Genomic DNA, 20,248 nt, shown 5'->3' on the forward strand with positions numbered 1-20,248 from the left:
AACGATTTAAATGAATTAATGAAATTTATAATGAAGGGGCAATTAAATATATGAGTGAAACATTACATAAAAGAAAACCACCATATTTAATGCTTGTAATTCTTTTTATTGGGGCATTTGTTTCATTTCTAAATAACTCGCTTTTAAATGTAGCCTTGCCATCAATAATGAAAGATTTAGACATTCAAGATTATTCAACGATCCAGTGGCTTTCTACAGGGTATATGCTTGTAAGTGGTATATTAATTCCGGCATCAGCATTTTTAATAACGCGTTTCTCGAATAGAAGCCTATTTATTACATCTATGTTGATTTTTATTCTTGGTACTGCCTTAGCGGCTGTAGCGCCGAATTTTGGTTTATTACTTACTGGTCGGATGGTTCAAGCGGCAGGCTCTTCAGTTATGGGGCCTTTGTTAATGAATATTATGCTAGTAAGCTTTCCAAGAGAAAAAAGGGGAACAGCAATGGGGATTTTTGGACTAGTTATGATTACAGCTCCAGCAATTGGACCGACACTATCAGGTTATATTGTAGAGTATTATGACTGGCGTTTGCTTTTTGAAATGATTTTACCGTTAGCAATCATTAGCTTACTGTTAGGGATTTGGAAATCTGAGAATGTCATGAAACAAAACAAAAATGCAAAACTTGATTATCTCTCATTACTATTATCTTCTGTCGGTTTTGGCGGTTTGTTATATGGATTCAGTTCTGCGAGCTCCGATGGTTGGACAAATAAAGTTGTTTTAACAACCTTAATCATAGGCGCTATTGCCCTAATTGCTTTCATTATTCGTCAATTAAAAATGAATGAGCCGTTATTGGATTTACGTGTTTACAAGTACCCAATGTTTGCACTTGCGTCTGTAATTGCAATTGTTAATGCAGTGGCCATGTTTTCGGGTATGATTTTAACCCCAGCTTATGTACAAAACGTCCGGGGTATTTCACCGCTGAGCTCTGGGCTGATGATGCTTCCAGGTGCGGTAATAATGGGGATTATGTCACCAATTACAGGTAAACTATTTGATAAATATGGTCCTCGTATTCTTGGTATAGTAGGACTTTCCATTACAGCCGTTTCAACTTATATGCTAGCAAACCTGCAACTCGACTCTAGTCACACACATATTATTCTTATTTACACACTGCGGATGTTTGGGATGGCGATGGTGATGATGCCACTTATGACAAATGGTCTTAATCAATTACCAACTCGTTTAAATCCGCACGGTACAGCTGTTAATAATACAGCTCAACAAGTGTCCGGTTCGATTGGTACGGCTATTCTTGTTACGATTATGAATTCTGTAACAAAAACAAAAGTTGAAAGTTTAATGTCTGATATAGATCCAACAACCTTCACAGAAACTACGAAGGCAATAGTAACTCAAAAGGCTTTATTATCTGGAATTCAGTATTCATTCTATGTAGCGCTTGGCATGAATGTTGTTGCACTACTATTAGTTTTTTTCGTTAAACGTGTAGATACAAGTGCAGAGGCTGTCGAGAAGTTAAATCGGTAGAGAAGAATAAAACGTTAGATAATGATTCCTACAAGTTGTTTGCTGCTAAGGCGCCGGTATTTAAAGCTGGAAAAGAACTGAAAGAAGCAGTGAAATAATTATGTGGTGAAAGAGGACCTGATATTCATATCAGGTCCTCTTTCATTAGTAACACGGTATACTTGCTTATCGTATTGGTTTAACTAAACTACTGATTTTTCGAATACTACAATCTTAAGCTCGTCAACTTCTCTATTTTTGGGTGTTTTAGAAGAAAATGAATCAAAATAATCATTTTTATAAACAAATACAAGAGATGAGATCTGTTTGCAATTTCTCATAAACATTACAAGTTTAGATTATCTTTTAACACCAACATTAAAAGGCTCCAATTATATTTATTCGCTTCATTTTAATTTAGTATTTTTCTACAAGTTATAAATCTAATTGCCAAGCTTATACGTAATATCATAATCATGAATAGTTAGGGAAAAGATAAAATAAGGTAATCAATTACATATCTTTATTTCATGCTTTTTTGAAAGGGTGTTTTAAATGGAAAAAAAAGTATCTGCCATTCCTCAGCCGAAAACATATGGACCGCTGGGTAATCTCCCATTAATCGATAAAGATAAACCGACCCTATCCTTTATCAAGATAGCGGAAGAGTATGGTCCCATTTTTCAAATTCAAACTTTAAGTGATACCATCATTGTCGTTTCTGGACATGAATTGGTAGCAGAAGTCTGTGACGAAACGCGGTTCGATAAAAGTATAGAGGGTGCTTTAGCAAAAGTTCGTGCCTTTGCTGGGGACGGATTATTTACTAGCGAGACTCACGAGCCTAACTGGAAAAAAGCTCATAATATTTTGATGCCTACATTTAGCCAACGGGCAATGAAAGATTACCATGCCATGATGGTCGATCTTGCTGTACAACTCGTTCAAAAATGGGCACGGCTTAATCCGAATGAAAACGTAGATGTTCCGGAGGATATGACTCGCCTTACGTTAGATACAATTGGTCTATGTGGTTTTAATTACCGATTTAATAGCTTTTATCGTGAGACCCCTCATCCTTTTATTACTAGCATGAGCCGTGCTCTAGATGAGGCGATGCACCAATTGCAGCGGTTAGATATAGAAGACAAACTTATGTGGAGAACGAAACGTCAATTTCAGCATGATATTCAATCCATGTTTTCTTTAGTAGATAATATTATTGCTGAACGTAAAAGTAGTGGAAATCAGGAAGAAAATGATTTACTTTCCCGTATGTTAAATGTACAGGATCCGGAAACTGGTGAAAAATTAGATGATGAAAACATTCGTTTCCAAATTATCACGTTTTTAATAGCTGGGCATGAGACAACAAGTGGATTGTTATCTTTTGCCATTTACTTTTTATTAAAGAATCCGGATAAATTGAAAAAAGCCTATGAAGAAGTAGACCGTGTTTTGACAGATCCTACTCCAACATACCAACAAGTTATGAAACTGAAGTATATACGGATGATTTTAAATGAATCGCTACGTCTATGGCCTACCGCTCCAGCATTCAGTCTCTATGCAAAAGAAGATACAGTGATTGGCGGGAAATACCCAATTAAGAAAGGAGAAGATCGTATTTCTGTTCTTATTCCACAGCTACATAGGGATAAAGATGCATGGGGAGACAATGTGGAAGAATTCCAACCTGAACGATTTGAAGAGCTGGATAAGGTTCCTCATCATGCTTATAAGCCATTTGGAAATGGCCAGAGAGCATGTATCGGTATGCAATTTGCACTTCATGAAGCCACTCTTGTAATGGGAATGCTTCTTCAACATTTTGAATTAATCGATTATCAAAACTATCAGCTGGACGTAAAACAAACATTAACGCTAAAGCCCGGTGATTTTAAGATTAGGATTCTACCCCGAAAACAAACTATTAGTCATCCTACTGTTCTTGCACCTACAGAGGACAAGCTGAAAAACGATGAAATTAAGCAACACGTCCAGAAGACACCTTCTATTATTGGGGCCGATAATCTTTCACTTCTTGTTCTGTATGGCTCGGATACAGGTGTAGCAGAAGGGATTGCAAGAGAATTAGCAGATACAGCTAGTTTAGAAGGAGTTCGAACGGAAGTGGTAGCTCTTAACGATCGAATTGGAAGTTTGCCAAAAGAAGGAGCGGTACTTATTGTGACTTCTTCTTATAATGGAAAACCACCAAGTAATGCAGGGCAGTTTGTGCAATGGTTGGAGGAACTAAAACCAGATGAGCTAAAAGGTGTTCAATACGCAGTTTTTGGTTGTGGAGATCATAATTGGGCTAGTACCTATCAACGGATTCCAAGATACATTGATGAGCAGATGGCTCAAAAAGGAGCAACAAGGTTTTCTAAACGCGGAGAAGCGGATGCAAGTGGTGATTTTGAGGAACAGCTTGAGCAATGGAAACAAAGCATGTGGTCTGATGCGATGAAGGCATTTGGATTGGAACTCAACAAAAATATGGAAAAAGAGCGCAGTACTTTGAGTCTGCAATTTGTTAGTCGTCTTGGAGGATCTCCTCTTGCACGAACATATGAAGCAGTTTATGCATCTATACTAGAAAATCGTGAACTCCAATCATCCAGCAGCGATAGAAGTACACGACATATCGAGGTATCTTTGCCAGAAGGCGCTACATATCAAGAAGGAGACCACCTTGGAGTGCTGCCAATTAATAGCGAGAAGAATGTTAATCGAATTTTAAAACGCTTTGGATTAAACGGAAAGGATCAAGTCATACTTAGTGCAAGTGGACGGAGTATAAATCACATACCTTTAGACAGTCCTGTTAGTTTATTGGACCTTCTTAGTTATAGTGTCGAAGTTCAAGAAGCAGCCACTCGTGCACAAATACGAGAAATGGTAACATTCACAGCATGTCCTCCTCATAAAAAAGAATTGGAAGCATTATTAGAAGAAGGAGTTTACCATGAACAAATACTAAAGAAACGGATTTCAATGTTGGACCTTCTTGAAAAGTATGAGGCTTGTGAAATCCGATTTGAACGTTTTTTAGAACTTCTTCCTGCGCTCAAACCGCGTTACTATTCTATTTCAAGCTCTCCACTCGTTGCACAGAATCGTCTGAGCATTACGGTCGGTGTTGTTAATGCGCCTGCATGGAGTGGGGAAGGGACATATGAAGGCGTCGCTTCTAATTACTTAGCTCAGCGTCATAATAAAGATGAGATTATCTGTTTCATTCGAACGCCACAATCAAACTTTGAATTGCCTAAAGATCCAGAAACACCAATTATTATGGTTGGGCCAGGTACTGGAATTGCACCATTCCGTGGATTCTTGCAAGCGCGTCGTGTTCAAAAGCAAAAAGGTATTAACTTAGGACAAGCGCATCTATATTTTGGTTGTCGTCATCCTGAAAAAGATTATCTCTATCGTACAGAATTAGAAAATGATGAAAGAGATGGATTAATCTCTTTACACACAGCTTTTTCTCGTCTAGAGGGACATCCAAAAACATATGTACAGCATTTAATAAAACAAGATAGAATCAATTTAATTTCGTTATTAGATAATGGAGCTCATCTTTATATATGTGGTGATGGAAGTAAAATGGCTCCGGATGTAGAAGATACCCTTTGTCAAGCATATCAAGAAATTCATGAAGTAAGTGAACAAGAAGCAAGAAATTGGTTGGATCGTGTGCAAGATGAAGGGCGATATGGAAAAGATGTTTGGGCTGGTATATGAATGTTTCTTAATTAGATACATATTAACTAATGAACTTCTTTCGAATAAATTTCACTTTATTAGTATAGTGTATTTAGATGAATAGTGATTAACCGGACTATTTAGTATCTACTAAATAAAAAACAGGACCTGATATGCATCTATCAGGTCCTGTTTCACATAGACATTATACATGGATATTTTCCACACATTATCAATGTTTGTAATGTAGTTAGCCTTTTGGGTCAGCAATAAAATCAGATATTATTTTTTCGATATCGAAAGGAGTAATCCCTTTATCCAAAGAAAAAATGCTTTCTGCTTCTTCGATTTCTTGAACGAGTTCACCTCTAGCTTCAATATGTAATCGGAACAAGTCATATAAATTCGGTTTAACTAAATTAGTTAAAGCCTTTCCAACTAGTATCATACCTTTTTGATTAGCCTCGATGGTATTATCATATGTTAGATCTCTTGTAAGAGACAAATCTGTCCAAATCAATTTTCGTTCCTTTAAGTCTAAAATAACTGGAATAGAGATTTGGGTGTCGGCAGTAATATCCACTTTATCTTGAACAGTAGAAGGTTCAAATATTTCACCTGAACCAGGATATTGACGAACCATCCAACCAGTAAAGCATTCTGGTAAATCTTTATATGGTTGATCTGTGTAAGAAAGCAAAGTCATGACTACATAGCGTCCACCATATTTCAGCACAGACGGAATATCGAAATCAATGAATTCAGATGCCCCCTTTGGTGCAGAAGTAATATCTCCGCTATGGTAGGCTTTGAAATTTTTTGAACGTAAGTTCGTGAAGGAGACATGTTCTTTGTATTGCCAATCTTCGTCGTACATTGCAGCAGATAAATCAATGTCAACGCGTCCTGTATGTTGTCCATTCACATAGCCTTCTTTCCACCATAGGAAAAAACGAATCGTATCTCCTTCTGGCAAATCTACTTTACTCCCTCGAGATAATGTGCGAAGCGATTTGCTGGCTGAACGTTGAGAGAAGGGAACTAAGTGATTTTTTAACTGTTCATCCAAAAATACTTTTCCGAGACTTGGAAGTTCTGCGAAGCGATTTTTTAAAGTATCTTCACACATTTTTACAATCATTAAACAAATATCCTCTGAGATAAATGGAAGTGTATTTTCAATACCTATAGCTTTTGCTACATTTCCCTTTGGAAAAAAGGTACGAAATTCATTTTTATCATTTCGATGCTTAAAATGAGCCGTGAGTTGAAGTAATACAGGAGTAGAAACGTTTCCTATTATACTTAAAAAATCTTCGAGAATATTGAAAACATCTGTTGACTTATTACTACATAAACGGATTAAATGATCCAAACGTCTGGCAAATTCCCCTGGGCGAGTTTTTAAAAGATTTTTCGCTGTCATGATATCACGATTCAACAAAGCTGCTTCTATTTTTCCATTAAATGTTTCAACTTTAATGTTGTTGCGAAGCATCTCAAATGCTCGGTGGGTTTTTGGGAAACGAGTATGATATTCTGCTGGATGAAGAATTTCACCTAAACGAATCCAACGTTTTTTGTATCGAATCATATCTTCGGTAATGTTTCCGCATTGCTCTAACAATCCTAAAAGGAAGCGTCTTTCGGCTCGGTTAAATTTCTTGAATCGAACGGAGGATGCTAAACTCACATCACCTTCAGATAAAGCAACTGCAAGGCGAAGAACATCAGTTGCTGTTTTAAAATACTTTGCAGCAGCATCGGCTGATATTTTTCTGTTTATTAATAAAACCCCAATTATAAAAGACATATTTTCCTTATGAGGAATTACATTAGGTAGAAAACAGGAAACATCTTCAGTGTGTGTAATAGCCCATTCTACATCTGTCTTATCAGTTGAGGAAATAGAGCTGTTTGCACTAATCAATTGAGAAATCATTTGATTGAAATCTTCTTCACTTCCTAAGTCAATAACTTTCAAATCAACGCTATCTAAAAGAGGAAGTCGTTCTTCTACTTTTGATACAGGTAGGCGCAACGTCACATAATGAATAACGGCATTGATGTATAAATCAGCGTCACTTAAATCCATCATTTGTTGCGGAAAGTTTGGATACATAGGAGTAAACTGAATATGTGCACCAACCATTTCTTTTAAATGTTTTACCAACTCTTTGTAAAACGATGTGAATGCATCAACCGAAAGTGTTTGCAACTCTTCTATTAAAGGCTCAGAAAAAGTAAATCCTAAACTTTCCAAGTTTTTTAAAACAGTGGCTAAATAAATGTTCGGTAGTTTATTTTCTTCTCTTTTTATAATTACTTTCAAACTTCTTCTTATGTAAATAGAATTTTTCATGAGAACGCCGATTATTCACTCCTTATAAAAGAGGGGAATAGTCCGACTGTCCTCCTTTCAGTGGTAGATTTTTATTTTTACATGCATAAACACACTAATTGTAGAGAAATGCACTGAGGGTATAAAGCTATTTTTTAGTGAAAAATTAGGGGTATAACATTTAGTTGTTAAGTGGTAATTTGTTAATTAAGAAAAGAAAACCTCTACATCAATGGTTGATAAACTAAAGTTTATTCAAACCCAAAGAAGAAAGAGGTTTTATAGTCTAATTATTTTCATAGGAAATTGACAACTCTAAAACAATTTGAAATTTCTACAAAGAAGGAAGAATTGTCATAGCCTATGTGTTTAGCAGGAAAGTAACATCCCTATTTCGCCAAAGAAGTTAGAAGGAAGGAACGTCATAGCCTGCTTTATTAGTATATTCTCATGCGAAGAGCAATTCAAGTATACTGTCTGATTTTTTATATTTTTCTTAAAGGGGAATTTTCATTTTTGATATATTATGGAATGGAGTTGAATGAGTATTATATATACAAAAGGTGAAATTAAAAAAACAAAAAGAAAAGTATTACTAACTATACTTACTATGTTAGTAATTATAATTGGATTTGGATATTGGAAACTTTTTAGTTTGCAAGGTGTTCCAAAAGGGGAATTAATTCGAACAGTGAAATCTCCAGATGGAAAATATCTCATCAAGACTTATTTTCATAATGCAGGATCATTAAGTGCGGATGCTGTTAGGGGTGAATTAGTTAACCTTGATACAGATTCAGAGAAAAATATATATTGGAATTATCCAGATACCGATCCATATATTGAATGGGTAAATAAGAATATTGTTAGAATTGGAGATCAAACTTTAGATGTTTCGCAGAAAGAAACCTATGATTGGCGTGATGATGATAAGCACGTTAAAGAAATGCCTAAACAGTTTAGTAGATAAAACAAGAAAATTTAAATGTATTTAATCTTATTTGTTTAACTATAGATAGTATTATATGAGTGAAAAAGTCCATTTAAATCTTCTAAATGGACTTTTTTAGGTTTCTAGATACGACTACTGATAAAAATGGAACAAACTTGTTACTTAGGTTGTCTATTAAGTATACGTATAAAACAGGTGTTCATGATAGTTCAATCATTTTATGAAAAGTGAGATGCAAGAAGAGTGATATCCGATACACTCTTTAATTGTATCGATATGTATAACACCTAGAAAAACTATATATTCTTGAAAGAGGTTGAAAATGTATGATAGTCTTAAACAAGTTTTTTAACATTTTACATTACAAAAAGATGGTACCTGTAGTATTTCTTTCATGTGCAACGCTTATAGGCTGTTCTGATGGCAATACTCAGTCTGAATTACCTAAACAAACAAAACAAACAAATCAAACCAAACAAGAAACTACTGGTAATGATTCTTTTGCTAAACTTGAAAAAGAATTTGATGCTAAACTTGGTATTTATGCATTGGACACTGATACGAATCAAACCGTTACGTATCAATCAGATAAACGGTTTGCGTACGCATCTACCCACAAAGCTTTAGCTGTGGGAGTACTTTTACAAAAGAAATCAATAGAAGATCTAAATCAAAGAGTTTTGTATACTCGTGAAGATCTTGTTAATTACAATCCAATTACAGAAAAGTATGTTGATAGGGGTATGACTCTGAAAGAGCTTGCAGATGCTTCCCTTCGATATAGTGATAATACTGCGCAAAATCTTATTCTTAAACAATTAGGTGGACCTAGTGAATTCAAAAAATCACTGAGAGAAATAGGAGATACCGTTACAAATCCTGAACGTTTTGAACCAGAGTTAAACGAAGTGCATCCAGAAGACGTACATGATACTAGTACCCCAAAGGCATTAGCTACTAGTCTTCAGGCTTTTGCGCTAGGAGATGTACTTTCAACTGAGAAACGGGATTTATTAATAGATTGGATGAAAAGGAATACTACGGGAGACAACTTAATTCGTGCTGGAGTTCCAGGAGGATGGGAAGTAGCTGATAAGACGGGATCGGGATCTTATGGAACCAGAAATGATATCGCAATTATTTGGCCACCAAATAAAAAGCCAATTGTTCTTGCGATACTTTCTAATCATGATAAAGAGGATGCTAAATACGATGATAAGCTTATTGCAGAAGCAACCAAAAGAGCGCTGGGTGTCTTAAAAGCTAAAAATAAATAATAATAGTATTAGTTATTGAAATTTTCTTGTTTTTTCGTCACAATACTGTGACGGTCTTTTTGTGTATTTTACAAAAGATCGTCTTAAGTAAAGAAAGAAGATAGAAATCATCTCTATTAAGTTTATTAACTAAGTAACAACAAATATATGCTTTATTGAATACTTATTGCATTTAATGTGGAGGAATAAAATGGAGTCGAAAATTCTTATTGTTGATGATGATAAAGAGATTAGAAATCTTATCTCGGTATATCTGGAAAATGAAGACCTAAAAACTCAAAAGGCAGAAGATGCTATACAAGCTTTACAACTGTTAGAAGAAAAGGAATTTGATTTGATTATTTTAGATATTATGATGCCAAATATGGATGGCATTGAAGCATGTATGAAAATTAGGGAAGATCGCAATATGCCTATCATTATGCTATCTGCAAAATCTGAGGATATAGACAAAATTCAGGGCCTAGCCTCTGGTGCAGACGATTATTTATCAAAACCGTTTAACCCATTAGAATTAATCGCTAGAGTGAAATCCCAATTAAGAAGATTTAAAAAATACAATACGTCCATAGAACATAATAAAAGCATTCTAGAAATTGGTGACTTAACCGTAAATACAGATACTCGTCAAGTATGGGTAAGGGGAAAAGAAACAAGGTTAACTCCAAAAGAGTTTGCTATTCTCGAATTACTTGCCCGTAACAAAGGGATTGTCCTGAGTGTAGCAAAAATATATGAAGCAGTTTGGAAAGAAGTTTTTTATAAATCAGATAATACCGTCATGGTGCATATCACAAAAATAAGAGACAAAATTGAAGAAGATTCTAAACATCCTATTTATATTAAAACTGTTTGGGGAATTGGGTATAAAATATGAAAAATATTAGTTTCAGAAATAAGATTATTATAAAACTTCTTGGTGCTGTTGCAATTAGTTTTTTTATTTCATTTGGTTTAACAATCCTCATTGTGCAATACGTCATAGATCCATTTTTTATAAAACACGAAGATTTTGGCATGTTTGAAGTGAGACTCGCAATGTTGTTCTTATTTACGTTCGCAATCTTAAACTTTATAGTAATCTTTTTGCTATTGGTTCGAAAGAAAATAGTATATTTGAAGCTCATTTCGGAAAATGTGAATGATATTGCAAATGGAAAACTGGGTTTAACAATTGGGATTAAGGGAAAGGACGAATTGACCCAACTTGCTCAAAATATCAACTATATGTCCAAGGAATTGGAGAATACATTTGAACAAGAAAGACAATTAGAACGTACAAAAAATGAACTTATCACCAATGTATCTCATGATTTACGCACACCTTTAACATCTATTATTGGCTATATAGATTTATTAAAAAGAGGGCAATACAACAGTAACATACAATTACAGGAATACCTTGAAACCACGTATTCAAAGTCACAGAGACTGAAATATTTAATTGATGAGCTGTTTGAGTATACTCGTTTATCAGGTATAGATGCTAAGTTAAACCTTAATGAAGTTGATTTATCAGGTTTGTTGGAACAAATAGTTGGAGAATACATACCTATATTTGAAAAGGAAAGTTTAATCGTTCAAAAATCAATTACGCAAGAAACAATACCTATTTTCATAGATGTAGAAAAAATGGTACGTGTTTATGAAAATCTTTTTATGAATGCGATAAAGTACAGCATGAAACCATCCGAATTATCTATATGTCTTGAACTAATAGGTAACAAGGCAATTTTGAAAGTATCAAATAAAGTCGAGAGACCGCCTGTTAGCGATCCAAATAAATTGTTTGAAAGGTTTTTCAGAGGGGACAAGGCAAGAAAAGATGACCAGGGAAATGGACTGGGGCTTGCTATCGCAAAAAGAATTGTTGAACTTCATCATGGTAATATACATGCAGAATATAAAGATGGTTGGATGTCTTTTATTGTTGAACATTCAATTAGATAGAAAGCTTATGGAACTACAGGTTCCATAAGCTTTTTTTAAAACTTAAGAAATCTTAAGGATTTTACGGGGTGTTTCCTAATTTTCATAGTTTATCATGGGTGTATTCAAAGTGATGAGGTGAGCAAAGAAGATAAAAGGAAAGATTTCATTGTAGCTTATTGTAATGAAATAAAAAAATGTAGGAGGATATAAATGATAAAGCCAGTTGTAGATGTAAAAAACATTCAAAAATTGTACGGTAAAAAAGGTGAGAATCAATCACACGCATTAAAAGGTGTATCATTCTCAATTCAAGAGGGAGAGTTTGTTGGTATTATGGGGCCTTCTGGTTCTGGTAAAACAACATTATTAAATGTAATTTCAACGTTAGATAAAGCGACAGGCGGCGTTGTTGAAATTGCAGGAACGGATATTACGAGGATGAAGCAGGGGGAACTTTCTGATTTTCGTTCACAAAAGTTAGGATTCATTTTCCAAGACTTTAACTTATTGGAGAATTTATCTATCTATGAAAATATCGCACTCCCACTTTCACTTCAAGGTGTTTCATCTCGTAATATTGGAAAGAAAGTAGAAAAAGTAGCTGATATGTTAGGCATTACAGCTATACTTCAAAAATATCCTTCTGAAGTATCTGGTGGACAAAAGCAACGTTCCGCAGCAGCACGTGCGTTAGTTCATGAACCAGCAATTATTTTGGGAGACGAGCCGACTGGAGCTCTAGATTCTAAAAATGCAACGAGTTTACTTAATGCCATGACAAGCTTAAATAAAGAGCAAGGTGTATCTATTATGATGGTTACGCATGATCCTTACAGCGCAAGTTACTGTCAACGTATTTTATTCATTCAAGATGGTGAGTTATATAAAGAAATTCATCGCGGTAGTACCCGTGAAGAATTCTATAAAGAAATTTTAGATGTGCTTGCAAACTTAGGCACACAAAAAGCGTAAGGAAGGAAGTTCAATCATGTTATTTAAGCTCTCTATGTCAGGCCTAAAAAGTAAGTTGCAAGATTACATTGTTTTACTTGTTGGTCTTATTGTCTCTATTTCAACTTTTTATATGTTTCAAACGCTAGCATCCAATAAAACGTTCCTTGAATCTAACTCTTCTATTAGGGATATTGTGGCTGTCTTTAAAATTGGTTCCGTTTTGTTAGCGATTATCACATTTTTCTATATTTTATATGCAAACTCTTTCTTATCAGCTCTTCGTCAAAAAGAATTTGGTATGTATATGATGTTAGGAGCAAAAAAGCATAAAGTTACCTTACTTATGTTCATCGAAACAATCATATTAGGTGCCACCTCTCTTTTGATTGGAATTACAATTGGTGTAGGACTTGCAGAAGGTATCGGTCAGCTATTAATGAAACAACTCGAGTTTGCTGGCGAAGGTTATAAAGCATTTTATCTGCCATCTATAGCTATTACTTGCATCTTCTTCTTTGCACTCTTTGTATTATCTGCAATTATGAATAGTATTAAATTATCTCGTATTTCTGTACTGCAACTTGTACATGCTGATGAACAAACAGAAAGTGTTGCCATAAAAGGAAAAATGCCAGTTGTAGTTGCATTCCTTGGTATTCTTTTATTGGGTATTGGTTATGCATCACTTATTTATATATCATATGCAAATTCGCTAATTGTTTTGGGATTAATGGCCGTTGGATTAATCTCAGCAACTGTGGGTACTTACCTTATATTTGGATCACTTCTTCCAGTTATGATTAACAAGCTTAAGAGTAATAAAAAACGTAGTGAAAAAGGCCTCAATGCTTTTACTTTTGCACAATTAAATTTCCGCATTAATAGTCTAACAAATGTGCTTGCAACAGTAGCAATTTTAGTGGCTCTTGGTGCTGGTGGAATTGCTTGTGGTATGGCATTTAAAAACAACATCCTAAAAATTACAGATCAAATACAAATTTACGATTCAGTCATTCATAATCCAACAGTGGAAGAAAAGACAATTTTGGGTAGTATCTTATTTCAAGAAAAACTTGAATATCATTACAAAGTTGATGATAGATATGTTTATTATCTTAAAGAAGATGTAGAGAAAAATCGCTCTTTCTTGCAAGGTATGAAAATAGAGAAAGCTTCAGAGGAAATACCAATTGGTGCATTTTCAATAAAACGGGCTGAAGGAGAGACAGACACAAAACAATGGATTCAGGTTTTCAGAACGATCCAGCCAAATTATTTATATCCTGATTATGAAATGAAAATTGTAGATTATAACATATACAATGGATTGAAGGGGAAAGAAAGTATTGTGTTTATGGGGAAAACAAATGATTTTGGATCATACATAAAAGAATGGAAAAAACTTGATGAATTACAGATAGCAAAATATAAAAATGTGAAAGCGGAAGAATTGGGTAGTAAGTATCAAACATATATTATGAGTCATGATTTTGCCAGCGGACTAATGTTTATGGGGTTCTTCGTTGGAATTGCATTTTTAGCAATGATGGCAAGCTGCTTAATGTTTAAAGTTCTGTCGGGAGCATCAAAAGATGTAACACGTTATCAAATGCTTCATAAAATTGGTGTCCGCCGAGAATTATTAACAAAATCAATCTATAAAGAGTTATTCTTCATATTCTTATTCCCAGCAATTGTAGGGATTACTCATATATTAGTTGGTATGAACATGTTTAGCCCTCTTGTAATCGATCCGTACTCTCGCATTTGGTTACCACTTGTTATTTTTGTAGTAATTTACTCGATGTATTACTGGATTACTGTTCAATTATTTAAAGGAATTGTACTCCCTAAAAAAGATTAATGTAATGATGTTGTTTATCCCGCATTAACGGGCAGCACGATTGGTGAGGGCTGATAATCAGTGGGGGATGAACAAACCCCACTGATTAAAGTTTCACTTTATCTTTTACTGTACCTTGTAACTACATTTTGCCTTGCTGTAGAGAAACAAAAAAACATTTTTCTTATTCAATAATTCCAATTTCTAGAGCCTTTTGAACAGCTTCTTCTTTGTTACGGACTCCCAGCTTTGTATAAGCTGTGGAAGCATAATTTCTGACCGTACCATTCGATAAATATAACCTTGATGCTATGGTAGTGTATCGAAGTCCCTTTGCTACTAGCTGCAATATTTCTATCTCCCTAGCTGTTAGCTCATAAGCGGTTGCTTTTGATTGTGGTGTCTCTTTTGGCGCATCAAACTTCTCAAATATTTTGTGAGACATTCCCTGATCAATCAGTGTCCCACCTTTGTGAATAAGTCGGATCGTATTAGCTAGCTCCAATGTTTCAATAGATTTGAGTAAAAAACCATCCGCACCGTTGCGAAGCGATTCCAACGCCTGTTCGGTATCCTGAAAAGTTGTAAAAATCAATATGCGGATATGTGGCCATTGTTGCTTAATCTTTTTGGTTGCTTCGACTCCATCCATGTGTTGCATATCTAAATCCATAAGTATAACATGAGGTTGAAGGCGCCCACACAAATCGATGGCTTCATTGCCATCCTCGGCCAAACCGACTACATTTAAATCTTCATATCTATCGAGTAGTGTCCTCAAACTTTCCCGAACAAACGGCTGGTCGTCTACAATTAACAAACGAATAAGTCCATCTTTTATTTCAGTTTGTCGCGGTATGGTACATGTAACAAGCATTCCTTCATCTGGCTTTGTATATACAGACAATTGACCTTGCAAATTCATTGCCCGCTCTTTCATCGCATTCATACCGAAGCCTTCTTGCCATTCTACATTTCCTTTTCCATTATCTTGAACTTCTAATCTCGTATATTGTTGTTCAAACTGCAATGTAACTATAATTTCAGTCCCTTGACCATGACGTACTGCATTTGTAAGAGATTCTTGTAAGCAGCGAATGAACGCGATTTTCGCTTGCCGAGATAATTCATATTCCTCTCCGTATGCCCGAAAACTTACATTTACCTGAGCGTGCTCCTGAAATTCGGCTCCAAGATTTTGTAGAGATTGAATCAAGGAAGGCGATTGACACGGAGAATCCATTTGATGTAGGTAACCTCTCACGTCCTCGATGCTTTTACGTCCCATTTCAAGCAGAGAATCTAGCCTCTGTATACCCGTTTCAGTAGCAAGTTCGGTGCGCAACGTTTCCATCCCCATAATAATAGAAGTATAAGCGTGACCGACTGTATCATGAAGCTCACTCGACAGTCTGTTTCGTTCTTCCGCCAGTGTAATGCGTTCAATCTGAGACATATATTGCTCAAGTACCGCGTTTTGTTTACGAATTGATTCATTTTGTTTATGATTGACGATTAATAAATGAAAAGCGAAGCCCATTACATATGCGAATCCATAATAGGTGACCATAATCCAATAGCTATTACTTGGCGCAACCGCATAGAAAATTCCAGTTGTTATAAAAACTGTTATTGGAGCTGTCCAATAATAGGACAAATGCTTACTATTCGCAGCAATTAGAAACACTGATATAAGAAATGTGTTGTAAGCCCCTGGAAATAATGAGGTTAAATATATACATAGTCCACCATACAGCAGTATTTCTGTGAACAAATAATATTTATAATTGAATAGTAAGGCTACCCATGGAACAGAGAAGGCAATAATTTCCCAAAGAATAATAATCCAAAGTGGTAATGTTAAACCATCCTGAAAATTTAATGTAGCTAGAATGATAGACACACTAGCAAGTAGGCGTACCCCTAACATAATCCAATCATACCAAAACCAATACTTAACCATATCTAACAAGTCCTTTACCCCCTAAATAGCCTACCATTTTACTTCCTATATTATAATTTAATCCTTCCTGCCTTATTATACTTTTTAATTTAAAACTACGATACTACTCACAGACTGCAAACTTCTATTGATTTAGTTGCCGAATCATACTACGTGTATAGCCCCCAATTTTCTTTGTCAAACCATCGACTATTCTAATACTTATGGCGGTAAATACTATACCCATAAACATTACAAAGAGTGACTTGGCAAAAGTATCTATTTGTATAAATATAATATTCATATCGATGTATCGATACAGTAGTGGTGCCAACAGGAACATAAGTGGCATTACATAAAAAATGATTGCACTAATGAGACTGAAGATGCCAATCGCAAATTTCTGCATTAACCAATAGACAGCACACCAAGTGCGACGATCTGTTAGCACTAATTTCACCTGAGCCCAGTTCGATGTATCCATTGTTATACTTCTATCGTAAGAGTCTGTTGAAATATCTGTATAAATTTTCGTCTGTATGCGCTCGAATTGGATAAAGGGTGTGGTAGTATGTAGTACGCGCATAATTAATGGAATCCCAACAACAGTAAATGAAAGGGTTAAACTAAATAGCAGAGCTATTAGGTAAAAACAAAAATAAAAAAATCCTGTACCGAAAGTTAGCAATAAAAAATAACCATTCTGGATGAATCTTGATTTCATAAAGTTCATCGCTCCTATCTATGTAATAACCGAATCATACTGCTTTTTTTGTCATTCTCACTAGTGTAAAAGTGTCATATGACAGTTCTAAATGATGTTAAAAAGGGGAGAGCAGCTTATTTTTGGTTAAAAAGATGCTTTTATCCCGCTATTTACTGGGCAGTAAGACTCCCACCTCAAAATTCAGCGTTAGGTGGGGAGCGGGCTGCCGGTAAACGCACGATTGGTGAAGGCTAATAATCAGTGGGGGATGAACAAAAACCTGCTGATTAAAGTTTCACTTTATTAATCCCCACAAAACAATCCCGTTCTTACATCTGCAAGAACGGGATTGTTTTGTACTTTTATTTAATATGAGATGGACTTGTTTTTCGAATATGAAAAATAATATCAAATTGCTCAAGCAATGAAGTATCAAAGTACACCGAACTGTTCGGGAGGATTTGTCCCCCTATACTTAGTAATGGTCTTTTTGCTTTAACCCATTTTTCTGCTTGTCCTTTAAGGTGACGGTTATCCAATAAAAACATTTTATATGGCACTTTTCCGAGAGTATAATTGAAACTTTTTACATCTTGTGGAATAGTGTCTGTTGTAATCTTACCTCCAGCGGAAGGATCATATTCGCTATATAAGGTGAAATTTCCCTCCGTAGTTGTACTACCAATTGTGACATAATTATTGTCTAAACGTTCCTTCAAAAACTGCCCCGCAACATAAGGGTATAATTTCTCATCGATAATTCCTTTAGCTATATGAATATTGTGTGCCCATACCATCGTTTTACCACCAAATGTCTCTTGTGCCCACATTGCATGATCGGCCAAGTATTGTTCATGTAGTTTTATTATACTTGGATAGTCGTTAGGAAGTAGCATTGTGGTAAATTTCTCTATTGCACTTGCCGTTGCTTTCGCCCAGATGTACTCGGATGGAATTATTTCTGTGTTGGCTTGCTCGTTCTCATCATTTAGTAATCGGGCTACTCTCTCAGCGTTTGCTTTGAACTTCTCTTTCAATTCAGGAGTAAGTTTCATATATTCTTGTATACTTCCGGTAAAAGATGATAATTCTTTATAATTTTCTTCTACTTCTGCCAGCAAATCTGGTCGATGCACCCTTACATAATCAATTACTTTATTAAAGCTACCTTGGTCCAACGTTTTTAAGTCGAGTCCAATAAATTGGATCTTTTTTTTATTGGATGGATCAGCATTATAATCTTTCATCCACTCAATCATGGCTATGATTTCATCAGTAGGATATAACAATTTTAAAAATTCCCTAGGGTTTCCTTTTCCTGTTTGGATATATTCATTTAGCTTTAAGCCGTTTCCCCAATCTTCTTCCAGTGCGAAATTTGTAAAACCCATCTCAGTAACCAAATATTTCACAAGGCGAAATTTCATAGTGAAAATTTCAGAGCTTCCATGGGTATTCTCTCCTAATCCTACATATTGTGCGTTCCCAATCATTTTCTTAAGTGGTTTTAAATCTTCAAATGGTTTTGACGGCTCTATCGTTTTTAATGGGTTAGCCTGTGATTGTATTGATTTAACTATATTTTTTTGGATTGATTGACCTGAATTTTCGATTGCTACCGTTTGAGCGTTTCCTACTTCCGCGCATCCTGTGACTAATAAAGCTGTACTAACCATTGCAATCATTCTTTTCTTATTCATTTTTGCCCACCTCAATTGAATTATTTTCAAAAGCAAGATTGATTCATGTACTTGCACGAATCAATTGCCTTAATTCAATTGTTATTTATTCCATATCATATTTTCTAGTTACATATTGTCATAAGATTAATTGACACAAGTCATAGGTTAATCATTACACTTTTGTACTATCGGCTATGACAGTTTATAAATAATAATTAAATTGTTGAATCGCAAGTAAGACTAGATTATGAATTTGGGAGGGATTTTAAAGATGAATGATCTGTATGTCAAAATATTTTTATTCTAAGTTGTAGCTGTTGAAATGACAGGAAGTAAATTTGATAAACAAATGAATAAAAGGGGAAGGGCGGATTACAATGTTATTACACGGAGAAGCATTCCACAATAAAGATAAAATCCAACGTGCTAAAATAGGACTTCAACTCTTTCTAAGTATCTTAACCATTACTTCTATTATTCTAAATGTAGTAGTAATGATTACTAAAAGTATGCCGCTTATTGTGGTATATATGTTTACCCCAGCATTTTCTTCTATTTTGACTCGCATAATATTGAAAGAAGGGTTTAAAGATGTATCTTTTAGTCTCGGTAACTTAAAGATATGGAAGGGGATTGGTTTTGCTCTGCTAATACCTATGATTATTTGTGGAATTACTTATTCTATCGCCTGGTTGAGCGGAATTGCGAGGTTTCAGCCCCCGCAAGGTGGTATGCTAGAACCTATTTACAATATACTTGGATTTCAGTATCTACCGATACCATTAAGTTTCATTTTTATAGTAGTATTGAGCGGAGTTTTAGGTAGCTTGCTTAACTTAATTCCAGTTATGGGAGAAGAAATGGGTTGGCGAGGTTATATGCTTACAAGACTAATCGATGCAGAGTTTTCACGCCCAATCCTTATTAGCGGATTGATTTGGGCAACGTGGCATGTTCCAATTGTTATTGCTGGTCTATATGTAGAGGGAACATCTGCCCTACTTTCAGTACTTGGCATCTATTTTTGTATTGTGCCATTCAGTTATATTACAGCTTATTTACGACTTATCACAGGAAGCGTTTGGCCTTCGGTTATCATTCATACTACTTGGAATGCCATTATTCAAGGACCTTTCGCACGTGCAAGTACAGGAGATCAAACTGAGATTTGGATTGGAGAATCTGGTTTGATAACCGCTATTATTATCTTGGCTACTGCAATAATTATGTCTCGAATCGTAAATTTTACTAAATAGCATACGGATGTGTTTTAAATTCAATTAGTGTAATATCACGAGGATGAAATAAGATGCTCCTAAAAATATTAGAACCTGTTTAAAATCTTTTTAATAAAATCGCTACACCTGCCAATAAGCAACTCTGTCTGCTATTTTCAA

13 protein-coding genes are annotated in these 20,248 nt (G+C 35.1%); 9 read left to right on the forward strand and 4 right to left on the reverse strand.

What is annotated here, in order from left to right:
• The first annotated feature begins 50 nt into the window (after positions 1–50).
• Entirely contained in the window at positions 51–1,529 is a 1,479-nt protein-coding gene (locus ACQRBL_RS14185) for a DHA2 family efflux MFS transporter permease subunit (protein WP_023522461.1), read from the forward strand.
• Positions 1,530–2,063: 534 nt separating this feature from the next.
• Positions 2,064–5,261 (forward strand): bifunctional P-450/NADPH--P450 reductase, encoded by a 3,198-nt coding sequence (gene cypD, locus ACQRBL_RS14190; RefSeq protein ID WP_411996540.1) that lies wholly within the window; start codon positions 2,064–2,066, stop codon positions 5,259–5,261.
• Between the two features lie 211 nt (positions 5,262–5,472).
• Here the strand turns inward: cypD and ACQRBL_RS14195 are convergent, their stop codons facing one another.
• Positions 5,473–7,584: a TerD family protein gene (locus ACQRBL_RS14195; RefSeq protein WP_411996539.1), complete on the reverse strand. Its 2,112-nt coding sequence runs from the start codon at positions 7,582–7,584 to the stop codon at positions 5,473–5,475.
• Between the two features lie 520 nt (positions 7,585–8,104).
• On the opposite strand from ACQRBL_RS14195, the gene ACQRBL_RS14200 reads away from it, so the two are divergent.
• The 6 genes from ACQRBL_RS14200 to ACQRBL_RS14225 all read left to right on the forward strand — a co-directional run bounded on the left by ACQRBL_RS14200 (position 8,105) and on the right by ACQRBL_RS14225 (position 14,542).
• Positions 8,105–8,533, forward strand: a complete 429-nt coding sequence (locus ACQRBL_RS14200) for a DUF5412 domain-containing protein (RefSeq protein WP_023522458.1) — start codon at positions 8,105–8,107, stop codon at positions 8,531–8,533.
• A 308-nt stretch (positions 8,534–8,841) separates the two neighbouring features.
• Entirely contained in the window at positions 8,842–9,792 is a 951-nt protein-coding gene (bla, locus tag ACQRBL_RS14205) for a class A beta-lactamase (protein ID WP_023522457.1), read from the forward strand.
• 190 nt (positions 9,793–9,982) lie between these two features.
• Positions 9,983–10,669: a response regulator transcription factor gene (locus ACQRBL_RS14210; RefSeq protein WP_023522456.1), complete on the forward strand. Its 687-nt coding sequence runs from the start codon at positions 9,983–9,985 to the stop codon at positions 10,667–10,669.
• Positions 10,666–11,742, forward strand: a complete 1,077-nt coding sequence (locus ACQRBL_RS14215; RefSeq protein WP_023522455.1) for a HAMP domain-containing sensor histidine kinase — start codon at positions 10,666–10,668, stop codon at positions 11,740–11,742. Before ACQRBL_RS14210 ends, ACQRBL_RS14215 begins: the two co-directional genes overlap by 4 nt.
• Positions 11,743–11,934: 192 nt before the next feature.
• Entirely contained in the window at positions 11,935–12,696 is a 762-nt protein-coding gene (locus ACQRBL_RS14220) for an ABC transporter ATP-binding protein (RefSeq protein WP_000595170.1), read from the forward strand.
• Positions 12,697–12,712: 16 nt separating this feature from the next.
• Positions 12,713–14,542, forward strand: coding sequence for an FtsX-like permease family protein (locus tag ACQRBL_RS14225; protein WP_098519413.1), 1,830 nt, complete (start codon positions 12,713–12,715; stop codon positions 14,540–14,542).
• A 163-nt stretch (positions 14,543–14,705) separates the two neighbouring features.
• Here ACQRBL_RS14225 and ACQRBL_RS14230 read toward each other — a convergent pair whose 3' ends face one another.
• The 3 genes from ACQRBL_RS14230 to ACQRBL_RS14240 all read right to left on the reverse strand — a co-directional run bounded on the left by ACQRBL_RS14230 (position 14,706) and on the right by ACQRBL_RS14240 (position 18,869).
• Entirely contained in the window at positions 14,706–16,493 is a 1,788-nt protein-coding gene (locus ACQRBL_RS14230) for a helix-turn-helix transcriptional regulator (protein ID WP_023522453.1), read from the reverse strand.
• Positions 16,494–16,608: 115 nt separating this feature from the next.
• On the reverse strand, positions 16,609–17,187 hold the full coding sequence (locus ACQRBL_RS14235; protein WP_023522452.1) for a sensor domain-containing protein: 579 nt from the start codon (positions 17,185–17,187) through the stop codon (positions 16,609–16,611).
• A gap of 344 nt (positions 17,188–17,531) precedes the next feature.
• Complete coding sequence (locus ACQRBL_RS14240) at positions 17,532–18,869, reverse strand: erythromycin esterase family protein (RefSeq protein WP_023522451.1); 1,338 nt, start codon at positions 18,867–18,869, stop codon at positions 17,532–17,534.
• Positions 18,870–19,228: 359 nt separating this feature from the next.
• Here ACQRBL_RS14240 and ACQRBL_RS14245 point away from each other — a divergent pair, with 359 nt between their 5' ends.
• Positions 19,229–20,107, forward strand: coding sequence for a CPBP family intramembrane glutamic endopeptidase (locus ACQRBL_RS14245; RefSeq protein WP_000924281.1), 879 nt, complete (start codon positions 19,229–19,231; stop codon positions 20,105–20,107).
• Positions 20,108–20,248: the final 141 nt, after the last annotated feature.

The sequence above is a fragment of the Bacillus sp. AF62 genome, from assembly GCF_050312695.1.
Lineage (GTDB): Bacteria > Bacillota > Bacilli > Bacillales > Bacillaceae_G > Bacillus_A > Bacillus_A cereus.